Raw genomic sequence first — 13,999 nt, 5'->3', positions numbered from 1 at the left:
TGAAGAAAATGAATTTCAGAAAAATGAACAAAAAAATAAGGCTGTCGAGAACTTTCTCGACAGCCTGAGAAGGGCAATACTGATGTATTGCCCTTCTTACATTTCTTGTATGTATTCCATACATTAAATTATTTCTTTGCTTCACGGATGGCTGAACGATCATAAGTAAGCTTAGTACCATTCTCAGTAGTCAGAACGACTGTACCTTCATCCAATGCATGGATTGTTCCGTGAAAGCCGCCAATTGTGATGACTGTATCACCCTTTTGGAGATCATTCTGCATCTGTCTTACCTGCTTTTGCCTTTTTTGTTGTGGGCGTATCAACAGGAAATAAAAGATGACGAACATCAAGATGATCGGTGATAATGAAACTAACATTTCCATATCCATTCCCCTCCTTTCCCTCAAGTTCTTTTAAAAGTTCTTTGCATCCGGTTTATTTAAACCATATTGTTCAAAGAATTCTTCTCTGAAATCACCAAGTCGATCCTCACTTATCGCATTCCTGACTTGCTCCATCAATTTTACCAGAAAATGCAGGTTATGATAAGTAGTTAGTCTGAACCCGAACGTTTCATTGCATTTCACCAAGTGGCGAATATAAGCCCTTGTATAATTTTTACATACATGACAGTCACAGTTTTCATCGATGGGACGGAAATCTCTGGCATAGGTTGCATTTCTAACAACGAGCCGCCCATTGGAAGTCATGCACGTACCGTTTCTGGCTATCCTGGTTGGAAGGACACAGTCAAACATATCTATCCCTCGAATGGAACCATCTATGAGAGAGTCGGGTGAGCCTACTCCCATTAGGTAGCGAGGTTTATTCTCCGGCATCAATGGAGTGGTGAATTCCAATGTCCGGTTCATCACATCTTTCGGCTCTCCCACGGAGAGACCACCGATTGCATAACCAGGAAAGTCCAAGGATATAAGGTCCCTTGCACTTTGCTTGCGGAGTTCCTCAAACTCCCCCCCCTGTATAATCCCGAACAACCCTTGATCTTCCGGACGTTGATGGGCTTCCAAGCACCTTTCTGCCCAACGTGACGTCCTTTCAACGGAGGACTTCATATAATCATAAGTTGCTGGATACGGAGGGCATTCATCAAACGCCATCATAATATCAGATCCAAGTGCGTTTTGTATCTCCATGGCTTTTTCCGGAGATAGAAACATTTTCTCGCCACTCAAATGGTTGCGGAAATGGACTCCCTCTTCCTTGATTTTCCGCATATCGCTGAGACTGAATACCTGGAAGCCACCTGAATCTGTAAGAATGGCTCCATCCCAGTTCATAAACTTATGAAGCCCTCCCGCTTCACGAATAATTTCATGCCCTGGACGCAACCATAAATGGTACGTATTTGAAAGGATGATCCGTGCATCCATTTCTTCCAGTTCTTCCGGACTCATCGTCTTCACGGTAGCGAGGGTGCCTACCGGCATAAAGGTGGGAGTATCAAACGACCCATGGGGCGTGTGTACACGGCCCAGTCGTGCGCCTGTCTGCTTGCATGTTTTGATAAATTCATACGTGATCGCTGTCATAACCTTCGTCCTTTATTATAAAATTAGCATAGCATCGCCGAAACTGAAGAATCTATATCTTTCCCTCACAGCCTCGTTATATGCATCCAGTATGGTTTCCCTGTCTGTCAAAGCACTAACTAACATGATCAGTGTAGACTTCGGCAGGTGGAAATTTGTAATCAGACCGTCTACTGCTTTGAATTCATACGGCGGGTAGATAAAAATATCTGTCCACCCACTGGCTTCCCGGAACTCTCCTTCATTATCACGGACAATCGTTTCCAACGTCCTGGTAGACGTCGTACCAACAGAAATGATCCTACCATTGTCCTTCCGTATCCTGGAGAGCTTTTCTGCAGTATGTTGGGACATATGATAGAACTCTGCATGCATCTTATGTTCATGAATATTTTCGACGCTGACAGGCCGGAAAGTTCCGAGCCCTACATGCAAGGTAATGAAGGCTATCTCTACCCCCATCTCCTTGATTTCCTGCAAAAGCTCCGTAGTAAAATGCAAACCTGCCGTAGGTGCCGCGGCAGATCCTTCCTCTTTTGCATACACCGTCTGATATCTTTCCTTTTCAGGAAGTTGCTCTTTAATGTAGGGTGGGAGCGGCATTTCTCCAAGTTGGTCCAATACTTCGTAAAAGATGCCGTCATAGAAAAATTCGAGAACCCTGCCGCCATGTTCCTTGGTTCCTATGCATTTTGCCTTGAGTGTTCCATCTCCGAACGATAGAACGCTGCCCGTTTTCACCTTTTTTGCCGGTTTGGCCAGGACTTCCCAAGCATCACCTTCCTGTTGGTGCAACAGTAGGATTTCCACTTTCGCACCAGTATCTTCCTTGATCCCATAAAGGCGCGCAGGCAGTACTCTGGTGTCATTCAATACAAGACAATCTCCCGGCTTGAGAAACTGCTTTATATCCGGAAAGCGCCTATGCTGAATTTCACCGTTATCTCTATTGAGAACAAGAAGACGGGACGCTGTCCGATCTTTCAAGGGGGTTTGAGCTATCAATTCTTCTGGTAGGTCAAAATCAAAATCTTCTATATTCATGTAATTACTCCTTCTTCTGTCTTAGCGAAACCTTCCTATAATAAAAAATATCAAGGAAAGTATGATACTGACCACGATGGAAGTCATGATCGGGAAATGAAAAGAAAAGTTGCCCCGACGAAAGCTGATATCTCCTGGGAGCTTTCCTATGAATGACCACAGAAATCCGATCAGCAGAAAGACGATGCCGAGCAGGATGAAAATTTTGCTGATGTTCATGATGATTCATCCTCTGTCTTCAAACCAAAATGGTGATATGCTTTGGCTGTAGCTACTCTCCCTCGCGGAGTCCGCTGTATAAACCCTAGCTGAAGCAAGTAAGGCTCATAGACATCCTCAATGGTCTGTGATTCTTCTCCGATGGTAGCCGCTATGGTATCGAGGCCGACCGGCCCTCCACGGAAGCCGTCAATAATCCCTCTTAAGAGTTTATGATCAATGTGGTCCAGCCCCTCTTTATCCACTTGCAGCATCTTCAATGCATGCCCGGTTGTTTCCAGTGTTATCGCCTTCTCCCCTTTTACCTGGGAAAGATCTCTGATTCTCTTCAACAGCCTGTTGGCAATCCTTGGGGTCCCCCTTGAGCGGCGGGCCACCTCCAAGGCAGCCTCCTCCGTTATTTCTGTTTCAAAAATCTCAGCCGTTCGTTCCACAATGGAACATAAGTCCTCTGTTTCATAAAACTCTAGTCTGCTCAACACACCGAAACGGTCTCTTAGCGGTGCTGATAGCAGACCTGATCTTGTCGTAGCCCCTACAAGGGTGAAAGGAGGAAGATCGATGCGGACCGAACGGGCACTGGGACCCGTGCCGATGACGATATCGAGGAAGAAATCTTCCATGGCTGGGTATAGAACTTCTTCAACAGACCTGGGAAGCCGATGGATTTCATCAATGAACAGGACATCACCCGGTTCCAAGGAGGAAAGTATGGCAGCGAGGTCTCCGGCCCTTTCAACCGCTGGACCTGAGGTGGTACGGAATTGTACGCCCATTTCATTGGCAATGATTCCTGCAAGGGTGGTCTTCCCCAATCCTGGAGGGCCAAAGAGGAGGACATGGTCAAGGGGTTCTTCCCTCATTTTAGCCGCTTGGATAAAAATTCGAAGATTCTCCTTGGCATTTTTTTGTCCAATATATTGTTCCAATCTTTCGGGTCGAAGGCTAAGTTCTATGGAGGTTTCGTCACCATGTAATTCACCTGTTACCATGCGCTCTTCCATCATTCTCCCCCCTATCTATTTTTCATCAGCAAGGACAGGGCCTTCCTGATCAGTTCATCTGTACCTGCTGACTTCTCTTTCTGCAGCTCTGGTCGGATACTCCTTAACTCTTTCTCCGAATAGCCAAGTGCTCGTAAGGCCTCACAGGCTTCGTCGAGTAATGTGTTGTTATCCGGCCGGTCATAATCTTTTGGTTCATCCACAGGCATATCCTGCTGTGATACTACCAAATCGGTGAGTTTTCCTTTCAAATCAAGAATCATCTGTCTGGCTGTCTTCTTGCCTACACCAGGAAATCCGGTAAGGAACTTTTCATCCTCTCTCTCAATTGCAGCTGCAAAACCAGCTGCATCGACGGAAGATAAGATGCCTAGTGCACCTTTCGGGCCGATTCCGGACACTGATATCAGTTTCGTGAATAAATACTTTTCTGCTGCCTTTTTGAAACCATACAGGATATGGGCATCTTCCCTCACATGATGATATGTATCGATTTGCACCTCTTTCCCAAATGAATCCTGAAAGGCAAATGGATTGGCACAGAAAATTTCATAACCAATTCCTTGAACATCCACAATTACTGCTTCATCCAAAATCTGGACGAGTTTCCCCTTTATATATGCAATCATTATACTTACTCCTTTGCCATCTTCAACCATTTTAGCATATACCCATGCTTTTAGAAAACTGCATAGACCCCAGCTTAGTGACAGGTCACTTCCCGCAGCCGAGCCTCCGTATAAAAAGCTTCCATTTCCCATCTAGGAAATAGAAGCTGCTCATAAATGCCATGTTCAATTAATCGGTCTCCTGGAAATTATGATGGATATCTTGGACATCTTCACTCTCTTCCAGCTGTTCAATCAATTTGTTCATATTTTCAGCGTCTTTTTCGCTGGGTTGGCTGTATGTTTGAGGGAATAAGGTCACTTCACTGTCTTCAATGGTATATCCGCTGTCTGTCAAATGATCCACAACCTGCTGGAAACTCTCCGGTTCTGTATATATCTCAAATGCACCTTCTACTGGCACAAGATCTTCTGCACCGCCTTCAAGTGCTTCCAGAGTAAGTTCATCCTCATTGACACCTTCTTCATCAAGAATGACGATATATCCTTTCCGGTCGAACATGAAGGAAACACTACCGTTTTCACCTAGATTGCCATTATTTTTCTTAAAGGCATGCCTTACTTCTGCTGCAGTTCTATTCTTATTGTCTGTAAGAACATTGACGATTACAGCGACGCCACCCGGTCCATAACCTTCATAGGTGATTTCTTCATAACTCGCACCATCCAGGGTACCTGTAGCTTTTTTGATGTTGCGATCAATATTATCATTAGGCATGTTATCTGCTTTCGCCTTCTCAATAGCTGTTCGCAGTGCGGGATTGGTGTCAGGGTCTCCTCCCCCTTGTTTCGCCGCAATATATATATCTTTTGCATGCCTCATGAACACTTTACCTTTTTTCGCATCTTGTGCATTCTTTCTTCTCTGTATATTCTTCCATTTAGAATGGCCAGCCATGGACATTCCCCTCTCTCTACAATTTCCTTTTTAAACTATAACAAAAAAAGGAAGAGTTTTAAAGGATTAGTCCTCCTGAGGAAATTCATATTCATCGAAGAGGTCATTGGTATCCTCCCCACTTGTCCCTCGGCTGTCTAAGCTCTTCATACGGTCCCAATGTGCTCTATCTGTAAAGATAATTACCTGTTTCCCTGTTTCAGGAACCATAGATCTCACCTGTTCTTCGATTTGACCGGGTTTGTCCGGGTCCGTGTGCTCTTTCAGCTGAAGCGCGATAAAAAGGCGATCATCCGTTGTTTCCACCTGTGCCCCCACGATACCTTCAAGTTCCTTCAACTTTTCTGCGATTCTCTTTGTCTCCTCATCGGTATAGGGATCTGAATACCCGTTTTCATACTCAGAAGAATTTGCTCGGTCCTGATATTGCTGTGGATACCCTTTCGGCCCTTCTTTCCCGATGGATTCCTCATTCTCCATCTTTTGGCTGTTTTCGCCTTGTGCATCATAGCGTATCGGCTGACTTTCCACCCCCTCCGCGTTCTCATTTTCTGCTGGATCGCCTGCACATCCGCTTAGCAGGCCTATATATAATACAACTGATGATACAATCAATTTTTTCACTATAAAACCTCCCTCACCCATAGTTTGGGTAAGGGAGGTTTAATTATAAGCAAAATCAGTTATAACCAAAATATTCCTTTGTTGAACTTCAGACTTTTCCGTCAGCTGCGGTGGAAGTGGGGGACATCTCCACGTTTATGCGCAGTTTTTCGATGCTGTGCTTCAATAATTTCTTTGTCTTTTTCGGGAACCTCTTCCCCTTTCAAGTATGCATCGATTGTCGCATAGGTGGTGCCCAATTCTGTTTCATCTGTCTGATCTTCCCATAAATCGGCGCTTGGCACTTTATTTACAATGCGGTCCGGCACTCCGAGAAAGGTGGCCATTTCTCTTACTTCACCCTTTGTAAACTCCACTAGCGGGAGAATATCCACACCACCATCGCCATACTTGGTAAAGTAACCGGTATACCATTCAGCCGCATTATCTGTACCAACTACTAGGTAGTTGTAATTGGCCGCAATGGTATAAAGTGTGCTCATACGCAGTCTGGCACGTAGATTTGCCCCTGCCAACTGGTCGTTCTCTTCACTGAACTCTTTTTTTTCCATAAGACTATTTTTGATTTGGGAGTACATCACCTCATGTGTATCCGTCAAGTCAATAGTCAATGAATCGATTCCGCAGCTTGAAATCGCCTGGTCTGCGTCATCTAAATTGGATGTGCTTGTCTGAATTGGCATTTTGACACCCAGAGAATTGTCCGGAAAGGCCCGCTGAATTAAATGGGCTACTACGGCAGAATCAAGACCACCGCTTACACCGACTACCAGTCCATTCAAGCCAGCATCTTTCACCTGATTACGCAGCCATTCCACAATCTCATTCACTTGTTGTTCCATCATCATCTCTCCTCTTCCGATTATACCTGCATGTTAAAATCAGTTTACCACCAAACGACCATTCGTCCAAATCAACTCCCGTTTCTTCCTACTCACATTATCTATTTCCTCCAACAGACAAAATGAAACATACGACCATTTCAACAAAAAAAAAGAGACGAAACCGTCTCGTCACCGACTATTCTTTTGTTTCATCATCTTTTTTTTGACCGGCCTCAGGATGGTCTGGCTTATATTCTGGATGTGGGGGAGGAGCAGGAAAAGAAAATCCGGTTGCCTGCAGTGGTGGTATTGGCGGATACATACCGGCTGGCGGTGTCGGCTCGGGTCCCATCCATGGCTGGCTGCTAGCTTCATTCCTTTGCGGATATGGAGGGGCTGGTGGAAAAGAGGATGGGCCATGGCATCCGCAACCACCATCACTTAGTGGCTCCATCATCTGTCCCTGGGGTGGCGCCGGAAATCCAGTGTGCATCTGTCCCATTGGCGGATGATACGATTCCATATTCATTGGCTCCATCGGGTGCTGATGATGGAAATTGGCATAGACAGGCTGTTCAGGGTTAAATCCCGCTGGGAGGCTGCCCATGACCGGGAATGGCATCGGCGGCTGACAAGGATGTACGACATAGCAGCACATCGGTACCATTGGCATGGAAGGCTGCATAGAAGGCTGTGTGTGGTCCACACCTTTATTCGCAGGCATCTCATGCATATTGGCTTCTTTCTTCGGCTTTTCCATTTTTGTTTCTGGGGCTTTTGGCATTTCAGGGAACTCCACTGAAATGTAATTGTTGACGTCAAATTCCGGCAGTGGCTGCTGCTGCTTTTCAGGCAATGGTTTCACAGGCATTTGTGGTTTCACATTGCTTGGCTCATTTTCATCATCCTCTTTTAATACAGGGAAAGGCTTGACGGAAATATCCTTGTACGGATGTTGTGAGGGCTGTTTATGCTGGAACTGTTCGGTCTTTTCTTTCTGCTGCTTCGGTTTCGTTTGTTTTGGCTGTTCCGTTTGCTGGAGCGGTTGTTGCTGCTCTGGCTGGCTCTTCTGCACTTTTTCTTGCTGTGGCGGTTGTACCGCCGGTTTTTGAACTTCCTTCTTTTGTGTTTCTTTTGCTTGCTGATTGTCCTTCTTTACCGCTTTGGAAGTGCCAGGTATTTTTATTTTCATGCCTGGCATGATCATATCAGGGCTGGAAAGCTGCGAATTCATATCCTTCAGCTGCTCAAAGTCAACGCCATATTGCTGGGAGATTTCCCATAATGTATCCCCTTTTTGTACAATGTGTATTTTCAAGTCAAAAACTCCTCTCATTTCTGAAACTGGGCTAATTACTCTATATCAACATATGCAGAAAAAAAGAAAAGTTGATGTCTCCATCGAAAAAATCGCTCCTCCCTGAAAAGGTTGGAGCGATTTTCTACATTTCGACCTGATAAACAGGGTATGTACCTAACATCGTAACTTTGCATCCCAGTGCCTGTAGTTCCGCCTCTACACCAGGGAAAAGGACTTCATCATATGGCTGATCTACATCAATGATGAAAAAATAGTTGCCCAGACCGGTCTTCATCGGTCGCGATTCTATTTTAGAAAGATTCATTTTCCTCCAAGCAAACGCGGACAGTACCTGATGAAGGGCACCTGCATGGTCACTCGGCAGGGTGATCAGCAGGGAAGTCCTTTCTGTCTGTACTGGATGCTTGATCGAGATATCGTCTGCATTCTTCGTAAGTACAGCAAATCTGGTATGGTTATTGGAATAATCATGGACGCTTTCCGACATGATTCTCAGTCCATACTCTTCTGCCGCCAGTCTGTTTGCAATGGCAGCGATTGGTGCATCACTCGTACTGACCATTTCTGCTGCTTTTGCTGTAGATGATGCAAAATGTACTTCTGCATTGGGTAGCTGCTGGTGAATAAATTGATGGCACTGTGCGATAGCCTGTGTATGGGAGTGTACTTCGGTTATCTCCCCCAATCCCCCGGAAAAATCTTTACGAACCAGCAGATGTTGCTGAATGGGTACAACTACTTCGGCAACCACCGGCAGCCTTACTTGATGGACCAGATAGTCAACCGTCATTTGTACGGTCCCTTCTATTGCATTTTCCAAAGGCACCACAGCTATATCTATGTCGCCTGCCTGCACTGCATCCATGCAGGCAGGTATTGTGTCAAAAGCCTGCTTATCCTCTCCATTGAATGTGGAATCTACTGCCATTTTCGTAAAAGTTCCTTTAGGTCCCAAGTACCCTATTTTCTTTGTCAACGTCAGCCTCTCCCTTACTGCTTCTTCCAGCTTCATTTGGAAAACCACCTATTCAATAAACTCAAATTCAAAATCCAGTAACCTGATTGTATCTCCATCTTTAGCTCCGCGCTTCCTCAACGCTTCATCTACACCCATCCCCCTCATTTGCCGGGAAAAACGCTGGACAGCTTCATCTCTATTGAAGTCCGTCATCTTGAACAGTTTTTCTATCTTAGTGCCGGATAAAACGAAAGCACCATCTGGGTCGCGGGTTATCTCGAATGGAGCCTCTTCCTTCTGGTATCGGTATATCACTTTCTCTTCTGTATCATCGATTTCCGTAACCGTTTTAGGGATGCTTTCCAGTGTATCTGCAATCGCATAGAGAATATCACGGAGCCCTTCCTTCGTTATAGCTGATATTCGATAAACAGGAAAGTCTTCCTGCATCTTTTCTTGAAAGGTGTGAAGATTTTCTTCCGCACCTGGCATATCCATTTTATTAGCGGCTATAATCTGCGGCCGGTCCATCAGCTTGTCATCGTATTCCTTCAGTTCTTCATTGATTTTCTGATAATCCTCAAATGGATCGCGTCCTTCCGTACTGGCCATGTCTATAACATGGACGATGACTCTCGTACGTTCCACATGACGCAAAAATTGATGGCCAAGGCCTACTCCCTCATGGGCGCCCTCGATAAGGCCAGGCAAGTCAGCCATCACAAAACTGCGCTGATCCCCAGTATCTACAACCCCCAGATTAGGTGACAAGGTGGTGAAATGATAATCAGCGATTTTCGGTTTGGCTGCACTGACGACAGAAAGAAAGGTGGATTTACCGACACTCGGAAAGCCGACAAGACCGACATCCGCCAACAATTTCAATTCCACCTTTATATTGCGTTCCTGACCAGGCTCCCCGTTCTCGGCGTATTCTGGAGCAGGATTCTTTGGTGTGGCAAATCGGGAATTACCTCTTCCTCCCCTTCCACCTTGGGCAATGACTGCTCTCTGTTTATGGGCTGTCAGATCCGCAATCACCTCTTCTGTATCTTCATCAATCACCGTGGTGCCGGGTGGAACTGGAATTACTAATGGGGCTGCATTCTTCCCATGCTGATTCTTACTCATGCCATTCTCCCCGCGTTTTCCTTTGAAATGGCGGTTGTAGCGAAAGTCCATCAAGGTATTCAACCCTTCATCCACTTCGAAAATGATATCTGCACCATTACCTCCATCACCACCGGCAGGTCCGCCCTTTGGTACATACTTCTCTCTTCTGTACGCTACAAGGCCATTACCCCCATCTCCGGCTTTCACATAAACACTGACTTGATCTACAAACATCTTCGTTCACCTCATATAGTCAATGGAACAAAAAGGTCACATTTCATCCCATCCGCTGTTTGTCTTACATGTATTCTTTCATCCGGAAGAATCTGTTCTTCCATCCGTGTGTGCTGAACCTCTCCAGTCAGCAGGATGCTCACTTGAATTCTGGAGGGCGTTTCAGTTTCCGTCACTTCCAGTATTATGTCATACATTCGTGTTTCTTCACAAGCTTCCCTCAGCCAATCCACGGTTTTCTTGCATAGTTCCGTCACAACCTTGTCGGCAGTGGATAAATCTTTACTCTCTGTCTTTATCCGGTATTTCATCCTCAAGTTGCTGTGAAGGTGGTCAAAACGCAAGACCCAGAGGGTGAAGCAGGGAGCCTTTAACCCCATCAATCTGCTCTCTTCTTTATAATCCTGAAGCATGCTCTCGATTTTACTCTTCACTTTTTCCGATCTTCCCATTGTTAAATATCCCTGCACTACCTGCAAATTATTCATTAAATCATGACGGTAATGCTGTAAGACATTTATAACTTCTTTCTCCTCCATCCGACATTCCCCCCAATATCTATGAAAATTATAGCAGAAAAATTTAAAGATTTCATACTTTCAAGGACCATCTGCTTCGGGTTGGGGCTATGATCATGGATGTACTTGCTTGTATTAAACATATTAGAAAAGCCCCAGCCAAAAAATTGGCTGGGGCTTTTCTCACAGACTATTATGCTTCTTGTGCAACCGGGTAGACACTTACTTTCTTGCGGTCACGACCATAGCGCTCAAATTTCACAACGCCGTCCATTTTAGCATACAGCGTATCATCTCCACCGCGTCCAACGTTTTCACCTGGATAAACCTTGGTTCCACGCTGACGGTAAAGAATGGATCCGCCTGTTACAAACTGTCCATCTGCACGCTTGGAGCCAAGACGCTTCGCTTCGGAATCACGACCGTTTTTTGTACTACCTGCACCTTTCTTCTGGGAGAAAAACTGCAAATCAAGACGTAGCATAAGTTCCACCTCCTTAATTATTTTTTATCTTGATAAATTGGCTGTATTCAGCCTCGATTGATCTTAAAGAGATCAGCATCCCCTCGAATAAAAGGCCGGCTTTTTCCCTTATAGTCTCATTAAGAGACTCAGGGATCTTTACATGAAGATATCCACCTTCACCGCCCTGCTCAATTTCGAGGTCTGCTTCGCATAATTCCATCACTGCATTTACTGTTCCAATGGAAACAGCAGATACGCCGGCACACACTAAGTCATACCCATATGGGCCGGAATCAGCATGTCCAGATAATTCAAATGCTTCAATTTGATTATTAGAACGGAACACAGTTACTTGAATCATGAATTAGAATCCTTACAGATTGATTTTATCAATCACTAGTTTCGTATAAGGCTGACGATGGCCCTGCTTGCGGTGATAGTTTTTCTTTGGCTTATATTTGAAAACAGTGACCTTCTTTTGACGCCCCTGCTTTGCAACTTTAGCTGTTACGGTAGCGCCGTCCACATATGGGGCACCAACTTTAACATCATCTCCGCCTACGAAAAGGACCTTATCAAAAGTGACAGCTTCGTCTGCTTCTGCTGTAACTTTCTCCACAAAAATTTCCTGGCCTTCTTCAACTTTAACTTGTTTTCCGCCTGTTTCAATAATCGCGTACATACCTGCACCTCCTTAGATAACTCAGACTCGCCATACAGGCACCCTCCTGGGTTTCAACCTGATCTGTGCGGTTGTAGCACTGGTGCTACGATGAATAACGTATTGATGTTACCATGTATTTGATTCGCTTGTCAAGCTGTCGCCCAAACTAGAATACATAATCCATTGCTTCCCCAATACGCTTATCATATAGCCTATCATGGAAATAGCTTTTCAGGCAATCATTTTCATCCATTAAAGATCGCCGGGCATCCGGATAGGATATATAAATGGAATGCTTCCGATCCCGCATAAATTCTGAGAAAACATCCATAAAAGTACTATCTGATGTCACATGGATCGGCTGGACAGCTTTGACCGGATTATTCCCTTCATACCGTTTCAACAGGAAACGCAGGAAAACAAAGTGTCTCTGTTTCCATTCCGTTCTGTTTTCCATTAATAAGAACAGCCAGATTAGAAAAATGCTCAGGGTGAAGGGATAAAATAACAGCACTGCTAGCAGTAGTGCGAAACTGCTGGCCATTGAAAAAACCAATACAGAATAATATGCCCTTTTGAATGGAAGAAAGCTGGTTAGGAATAGAAATAATAGTTTGCCGCCATCCAACGGCCAGATCGGGACTAGATTGAAAAGTAGAATCACCGTATTGTAATACATTAAAAGTTCGACGATAGATTCAGGGAATAGGTGGAAGGTGGACACGATGTAAATGAAGATATAAATGAATACATGCTGCATAGGGCCGGCAAGAGTGACGAGGGCCTCTTCTCTCACCGGTCTGTTTCCATGTTCATCGGTCTCCATAATCCCCCCGAACACCCAAAGGATAATACTTTCGACCCGCCATTTAAACAGCTTGGCCACCGTATAATGACCAAGCTCATGAAAAAATACAATAGATAGAATGGCAGCCAGTTCAACAAACGTCCCGGTTAGAAAAGAAATGACAATAAATACCATGAGTATAGGGTGGACATGGATTCTGGGAAGTAAACTATGGAGTGTCGTCAACTTTTATCACCTGGACCGGATCGACATAGTTATCTTTATTTTCGATAGAGAAATACATGGATTCCCTTTCCTGCACTGGGGAAAAGCTGCCAATCTTTTGGCTGCGTTCGACAAACTGATAAAGATGCACATTCAAAGCACTAAGAAAGCCATAGGTGGATTTACTGCCGTCTGGATGTTGGATAATGACTGTCTGTTCTGTGTCCCGGTCCTTTCCAGCAAAGACCACCACTCCATCTTCCAGTGCTGCCACTCCCGTTTCTTCACCAGGAGCTATTTTTATCCCTTTCCCATTTGTCTGAAAAGATTCTTTTACACTTCCGGAAACAGGCAGTGTCAATTGGTCTTGTGTAACTGTCTCCGTATCAGTGCTCGGTTGAGGGGAAAGCTGCATAGGCCCGCCAAATGTATCCTGATACCAGACATTGACCTTTGCGAAGGGAAATTCTTCCGTCAATGCTTCTGTTGTCCAATTTTTAGGCTCCTTGAACAACTCGGCATCTGTTTGAATGATGAAGGCCGTCCCTGCGAATAATAGTGCAGAGATGACAGCTCGTATGGCCATCCCTTTGGCTGGATGATGTTCGTTTTTTTCCGTAACACTACCCTCCTCCGAAAAATCCGGATATACTCCGTGTTTTTCTTCCTCTTGTAAAAATGCCGGGAAAACGTGTTGCTCTTTCTCCGTATCCTTTCCGGCAGGCAGTCCGCGAAGCTTTTTTCTTCTTTCAATGGATTGACGAACTTTCCTAACACCTCTGCTCATTATCCTCACAATCCTTCACATGCATTTGTGAAAATTATATGTGGGACAAAGCAAAGATATGAATCGAGTAGGAGGAGGTGACTAACCTCCGTCCTCTCACACCACCGTACGTACGGACCCGTATACGG

The 13,999-nt window shown here is 45.0% G+C and carries 18 protein-coding genes and 1 other annotated feature; all 18 genes read right to left on the bottom strand.

The window, feature by feature from the left end; genetic code table 11:
• Positions 1–128: 128 nt before the first annotated feature.
• The gene (gene yajC, locus ACFOGI_RS03350; RefSeq protein WP_390268411.1) at positions 129–386 is read right to left on the bottom strand and encodes a preprotein translocase subunit YajC; all 258 of its coding nucleotides are present in this window, start codon (positions 384–386) and stop codon (positions 129–131) included.
• Between the two features lie 30 nt (positions 387–416).
• Positions 417–1,556, bottom strand: a complete 1,140-nt coding sequence (tgt, locus tag ACFOGI_RS03345) for a tRNA guanosine(34) transglycosylase Tgt (protein WP_390268408.1) — start codon at positions 1,554–1,556, stop codon at positions 417–419.
• Between the two features lie 15 nt (positions 1,557–1,571).
• A complete protein-coding gene (gene queA, locus ACFOGI_RS03340) occupies positions 1,572–2,600 on the bottom strand; it encodes a tRNA preQ1(34) S-adenosylmethionine ribosyltransferase-isomerase QueA (protein WP_390268405.1) in 1,029 nt (342 codons plus the stop codon).
• Between the two features lie 21 nt (positions 2,601–2,621).
• Positions 2,622–2,819 (bottom strand): DUF2905 domain-containing protein, encoded by a 198-nt coding sequence (locus ACFOGI_RS03335; protein WP_390268402.1) that lies wholly within the window; start codon positions 2,817–2,819, stop codon positions 2,622–2,624.
• Complete coding sequence (gene ruvB, locus ACFOGI_RS03330) at positions 2,816–3,823, bottom strand: Holliday junction branch migration DNA helicase RuvB (protein ID WP_390268399.1); 1,008 nt, start codon at positions 3,821–3,823, stop codon at positions 2,816–2,818. The genes ACFOGI_RS03335 and ruvB overlap by 4 nt, the downstream gene beginning before the upstream one ends.
• A gap of 11 nt (positions 3,824–3,834) precedes the next feature.
• Positions 3,835–4,452, bottom strand: coding sequence for a Holliday junction branch migration protein RuvA (ruvA, locus tag ACFOGI_RS03325; protein WP_390268396.1), 618 nt, complete (start codon positions 4,450–4,452; stop codon positions 3,835–3,837).
• 169 nt (positions 4,453–4,621) lie between these two features.
• Positions 4,622–5,350, bottom strand: coding sequence for a YebC/PmpR family DNA-binding transcriptional regulator (locus ACFOGI_RS03320; RefSeq protein WP_390268393.1), 729 nt, complete (start codon positions 5,348–5,350; stop codon positions 4,622–4,624).
• Positions 5,351–5,416: 66 nt separating this feature from the next.
• Positions 5,417–5,974: a YhcN/YlaJ family sporulation lipoprotein gene (locus ACFOGI_RS03315; protein WP_390268390.1), complete on the bottom strand. Its 558-nt coding sequence runs from the start codon at positions 5,972–5,974 to the stop codon at positions 5,417–5,419.
• A gap of 101 nt (positions 5,975–6,075) precedes the next feature.
• The gene (gene nadE, locus ACFOGI_RS03310; RefSeq protein ID WP_390268414.1) at positions 6,076–6,816 is read right to left on the bottom strand and encodes an NAD(+) synthase; all 741 of its coding nucleotides are present in this window, start codon (positions 6,814–6,816) and stop codon (positions 6,076–6,078) included.
• A gap of 178 nt (positions 6,817–6,994) precedes the next feature.
• Positions 6,995–8,116 (bottom strand): SafA/ExsA family spore coat assembly protein, encoded by a 1,122-nt coding sequence (safA, locus tag ACFOGI_RS03305; protein ID WP_390268387.1) that lies wholly within the window; start codon positions 8,114–8,116, stop codon positions 6,995–6,997.
• A 124-nt stretch (positions 8,117–8,240) separates the two neighbouring features.
• Complete coding sequence (gene pheA / locus ACFOGI_RS03300; protein ID WP_390268384.1) at positions 8,241–9,131, bottom strand: prephenate dehydratase; 891 nt, start codon at positions 9,129–9,131, stop codon at positions 8,241–8,243.
• Positions 9,132–9,143: 12 nt separating this feature from the next.
• Positions 9,144–10,424, bottom strand: coding sequence for a GTPase ObgE (obgE, locus tag ACFOGI_RS03295; protein WP_390268381.1), 1,281 nt, complete (start codon positions 10,422–10,424; stop codon positions 9,144–9,146).
• Between the two features lie 11 nt (positions 10,425–10,435).
• Positions 10,436–10,963: a Spo0B domain-containing protein gene (locus ACFOGI_RS03290; RefSeq protein ID WP_390268378.1), complete on the bottom strand. Its 528-nt coding sequence runs from the start codon at positions 10,961–10,963 to the stop codon at positions 10,436–10,438.
• A 172-nt stretch (positions 10,964–11,135) separates the two neighbouring features.
• Entirely contained in the window at positions 11,136–11,426 is a 291-nt protein-coding gene (gene rpmA / locus ACFOGI_RS03285) for a 50S ribosomal protein L27 (RefSeq protein ID WP_390268375.1), read from the bottom strand.
• A 13-nt stretch (positions 11,427–11,439) separates the two neighbouring features.
• Positions 11,440–11,769 carry a ribosomal-processing cysteine protease Prp gene (locus ACFOGI_RS03280; RefSeq protein WP_390268372.1) on the bottom strand — a complete coding sequence of 110 codons (330 nt, stop codon included), beginning with the start codon at positions 11,767–11,769 and terminating at the stop codon, positions 11,440–11,442.
• 12 nt (positions 11,770–11,781) lie between these two features.
• Entirely contained in the window at positions 11,782–12,090 is a 309-nt protein-coding gene (gene rplU, locus ACFOGI_RS03275) for a 50S ribosomal protein L21 (protein WP_390268369.1), read from the bottom strand.
• Between the two features lie 13 nt (positions 12,091–12,103).
• Positions 12,104–12,173: a sequence feature (ribosomal protein L21 leader region), on the bottom strand.
• A 65-nt stretch (positions 12,174–12,238) separates the two neighbouring features.
• Positions 12,239–13,105 (bottom strand): site-2 protease family protein, encoded by an 867-nt coding sequence (locus ACFOGI_RS03270; protein WP_390268367.1) that lies wholly within the window; start codon positions 13,103–13,105, stop codon positions 12,239–12,241.
• Complete coding sequence (locus tag ACFOGI_RS03265; RefSeq protein ID WP_390268364.1) at positions 13,089–13,871, bottom strand: peptidoglycan DD-metalloendopeptidase family protein; 783 nt, start codon at positions 13,869–13,871, stop codon at positions 13,089–13,091. Before ACFOGI_RS03265 ends, ACFOGI_RS03270 begins: the two co-directional genes overlap by 17 nt.
• Positions 13,872–13,999 lie beyond the last annotated feature (128 nt).

Source organism: Virgibacillus xinjiangensis (assembly GCF_042643145.1).
Lineage (GTDB): Bacteria > Bacillota > Bacilli > Bacillales > Amphibacillaceae > Virgibacillus_O > Virgibacillus_O xinjiangensis.
The sequence above is the reverse complement of the archived record's forward strand: the minus strand, read 5'-3'. Positions and strand labels throughout refer to the sequence as shown.

Excerpts from the sequence above, each read along its gene's own strand:
- ACFOGI_RS03280 (WP_390268372.1), bottom strand. The coding sequence starts at position 11,769 with ATGATTCAAGTAACTGTGTTCCGTTCTAATAATCAAATTGAAGCATTT.
- ruvA (WP_390268396.1), bottom strand. The coding sequence starts at position 4,452 with ATGATTGCATATATAAAGGGGAAACTCGTCCAGATTTTGGATGAAGCA.
- rplU (WP_390268369.1), bottom strand. The coding sequence starts at position 12,090 with ATGTACGCGATTATTGAAACAGGCGGAAAACAAGTTAAAGTTGAAGAA.
- pheA (WP_390268384.1), bottom strand. The coding sequence starts at position 9,131 with ATGAAGCTGGAAGAAGCAGTAAGGGAGAGGCTGACGTTGACAAAGAAA.
- ACFOGI_RS03320 (WP_390268393.1), bottom strand. The coding sequence starts at position 5,350 with ATGGCTGGCCATTCTAAATGGAAGAATATACAGAGAAGAAAGAATGCA.
- ruvB (WP_390268399.1), bottom strand. The coding sequence starts at position 3,823 with ATGGAAGAGCGCATGGTAACAGGTGAATTACATGGTGACGAAACCTCC.
- tgt (WP_390268408.1), bottom strand. The coding sequence starts at position 1,556 with ATGACAGCGATCACGTATGAATTTATCAAAACATGCAAGCAGACAGGC.
- yajC (WP_390268411.1), bottom strand. The coding sequence starts at position 386 with ATGGAAATGTTAGTTTCATTATCACCGATCATCTTGATGTTCGTCATC.
- rpmA (WP_390268375.1), bottom strand. The coding sequence starts at position 11,426 with ATGCTACGTCTTGATTTGCAGTTTTTCTCCCAGAAGAAAGGTGCAGGT.
- nadE (WP_390268414.1), bottom strand. The coding sequence starts at position 6,816 with ATGGAACAACAAGTGAATGAGATTGTGGAATGGCTGCGTAATCAGGTG.
- ACFOGI_RS03265 (WP_390268364.1), bottom strand. The coding sequence starts at position 13,871 with ATGAGCAGAGGTGTTAGGAAAGTTCGTCAATCCATTGAAAGAAGAAAA.
- ACFOGI_RS03335 (WP_390268402.1), bottom strand. The coding sequence starts at position 2,819 with ATGAACATCAGCAAAATTTTCATCCTGCTCGGCATCGTCTTTCTGCTG.
- queA (WP_390268405.1), bottom strand. The coding sequence starts at position 2,600 with ATGAATATAGAAGATTTTGATTTTGACCTACCAGAAGAATTGATAGCT.
- obgE (WP_390268381.1), bottom strand. The coding sequence starts at position 10,424 with ATGTTTGTAGATCAAGTCAGTGTTTATGTGAAAGCCGGAGATGGGGGT.
- ACFOGI_RS03290 (WP_390268378.1), bottom strand. The coding sequence starts at position 10,963 with ATGGAGGAGAAAGAAGTTATAAATGTCTTACAGCATTACCGTCATGAT.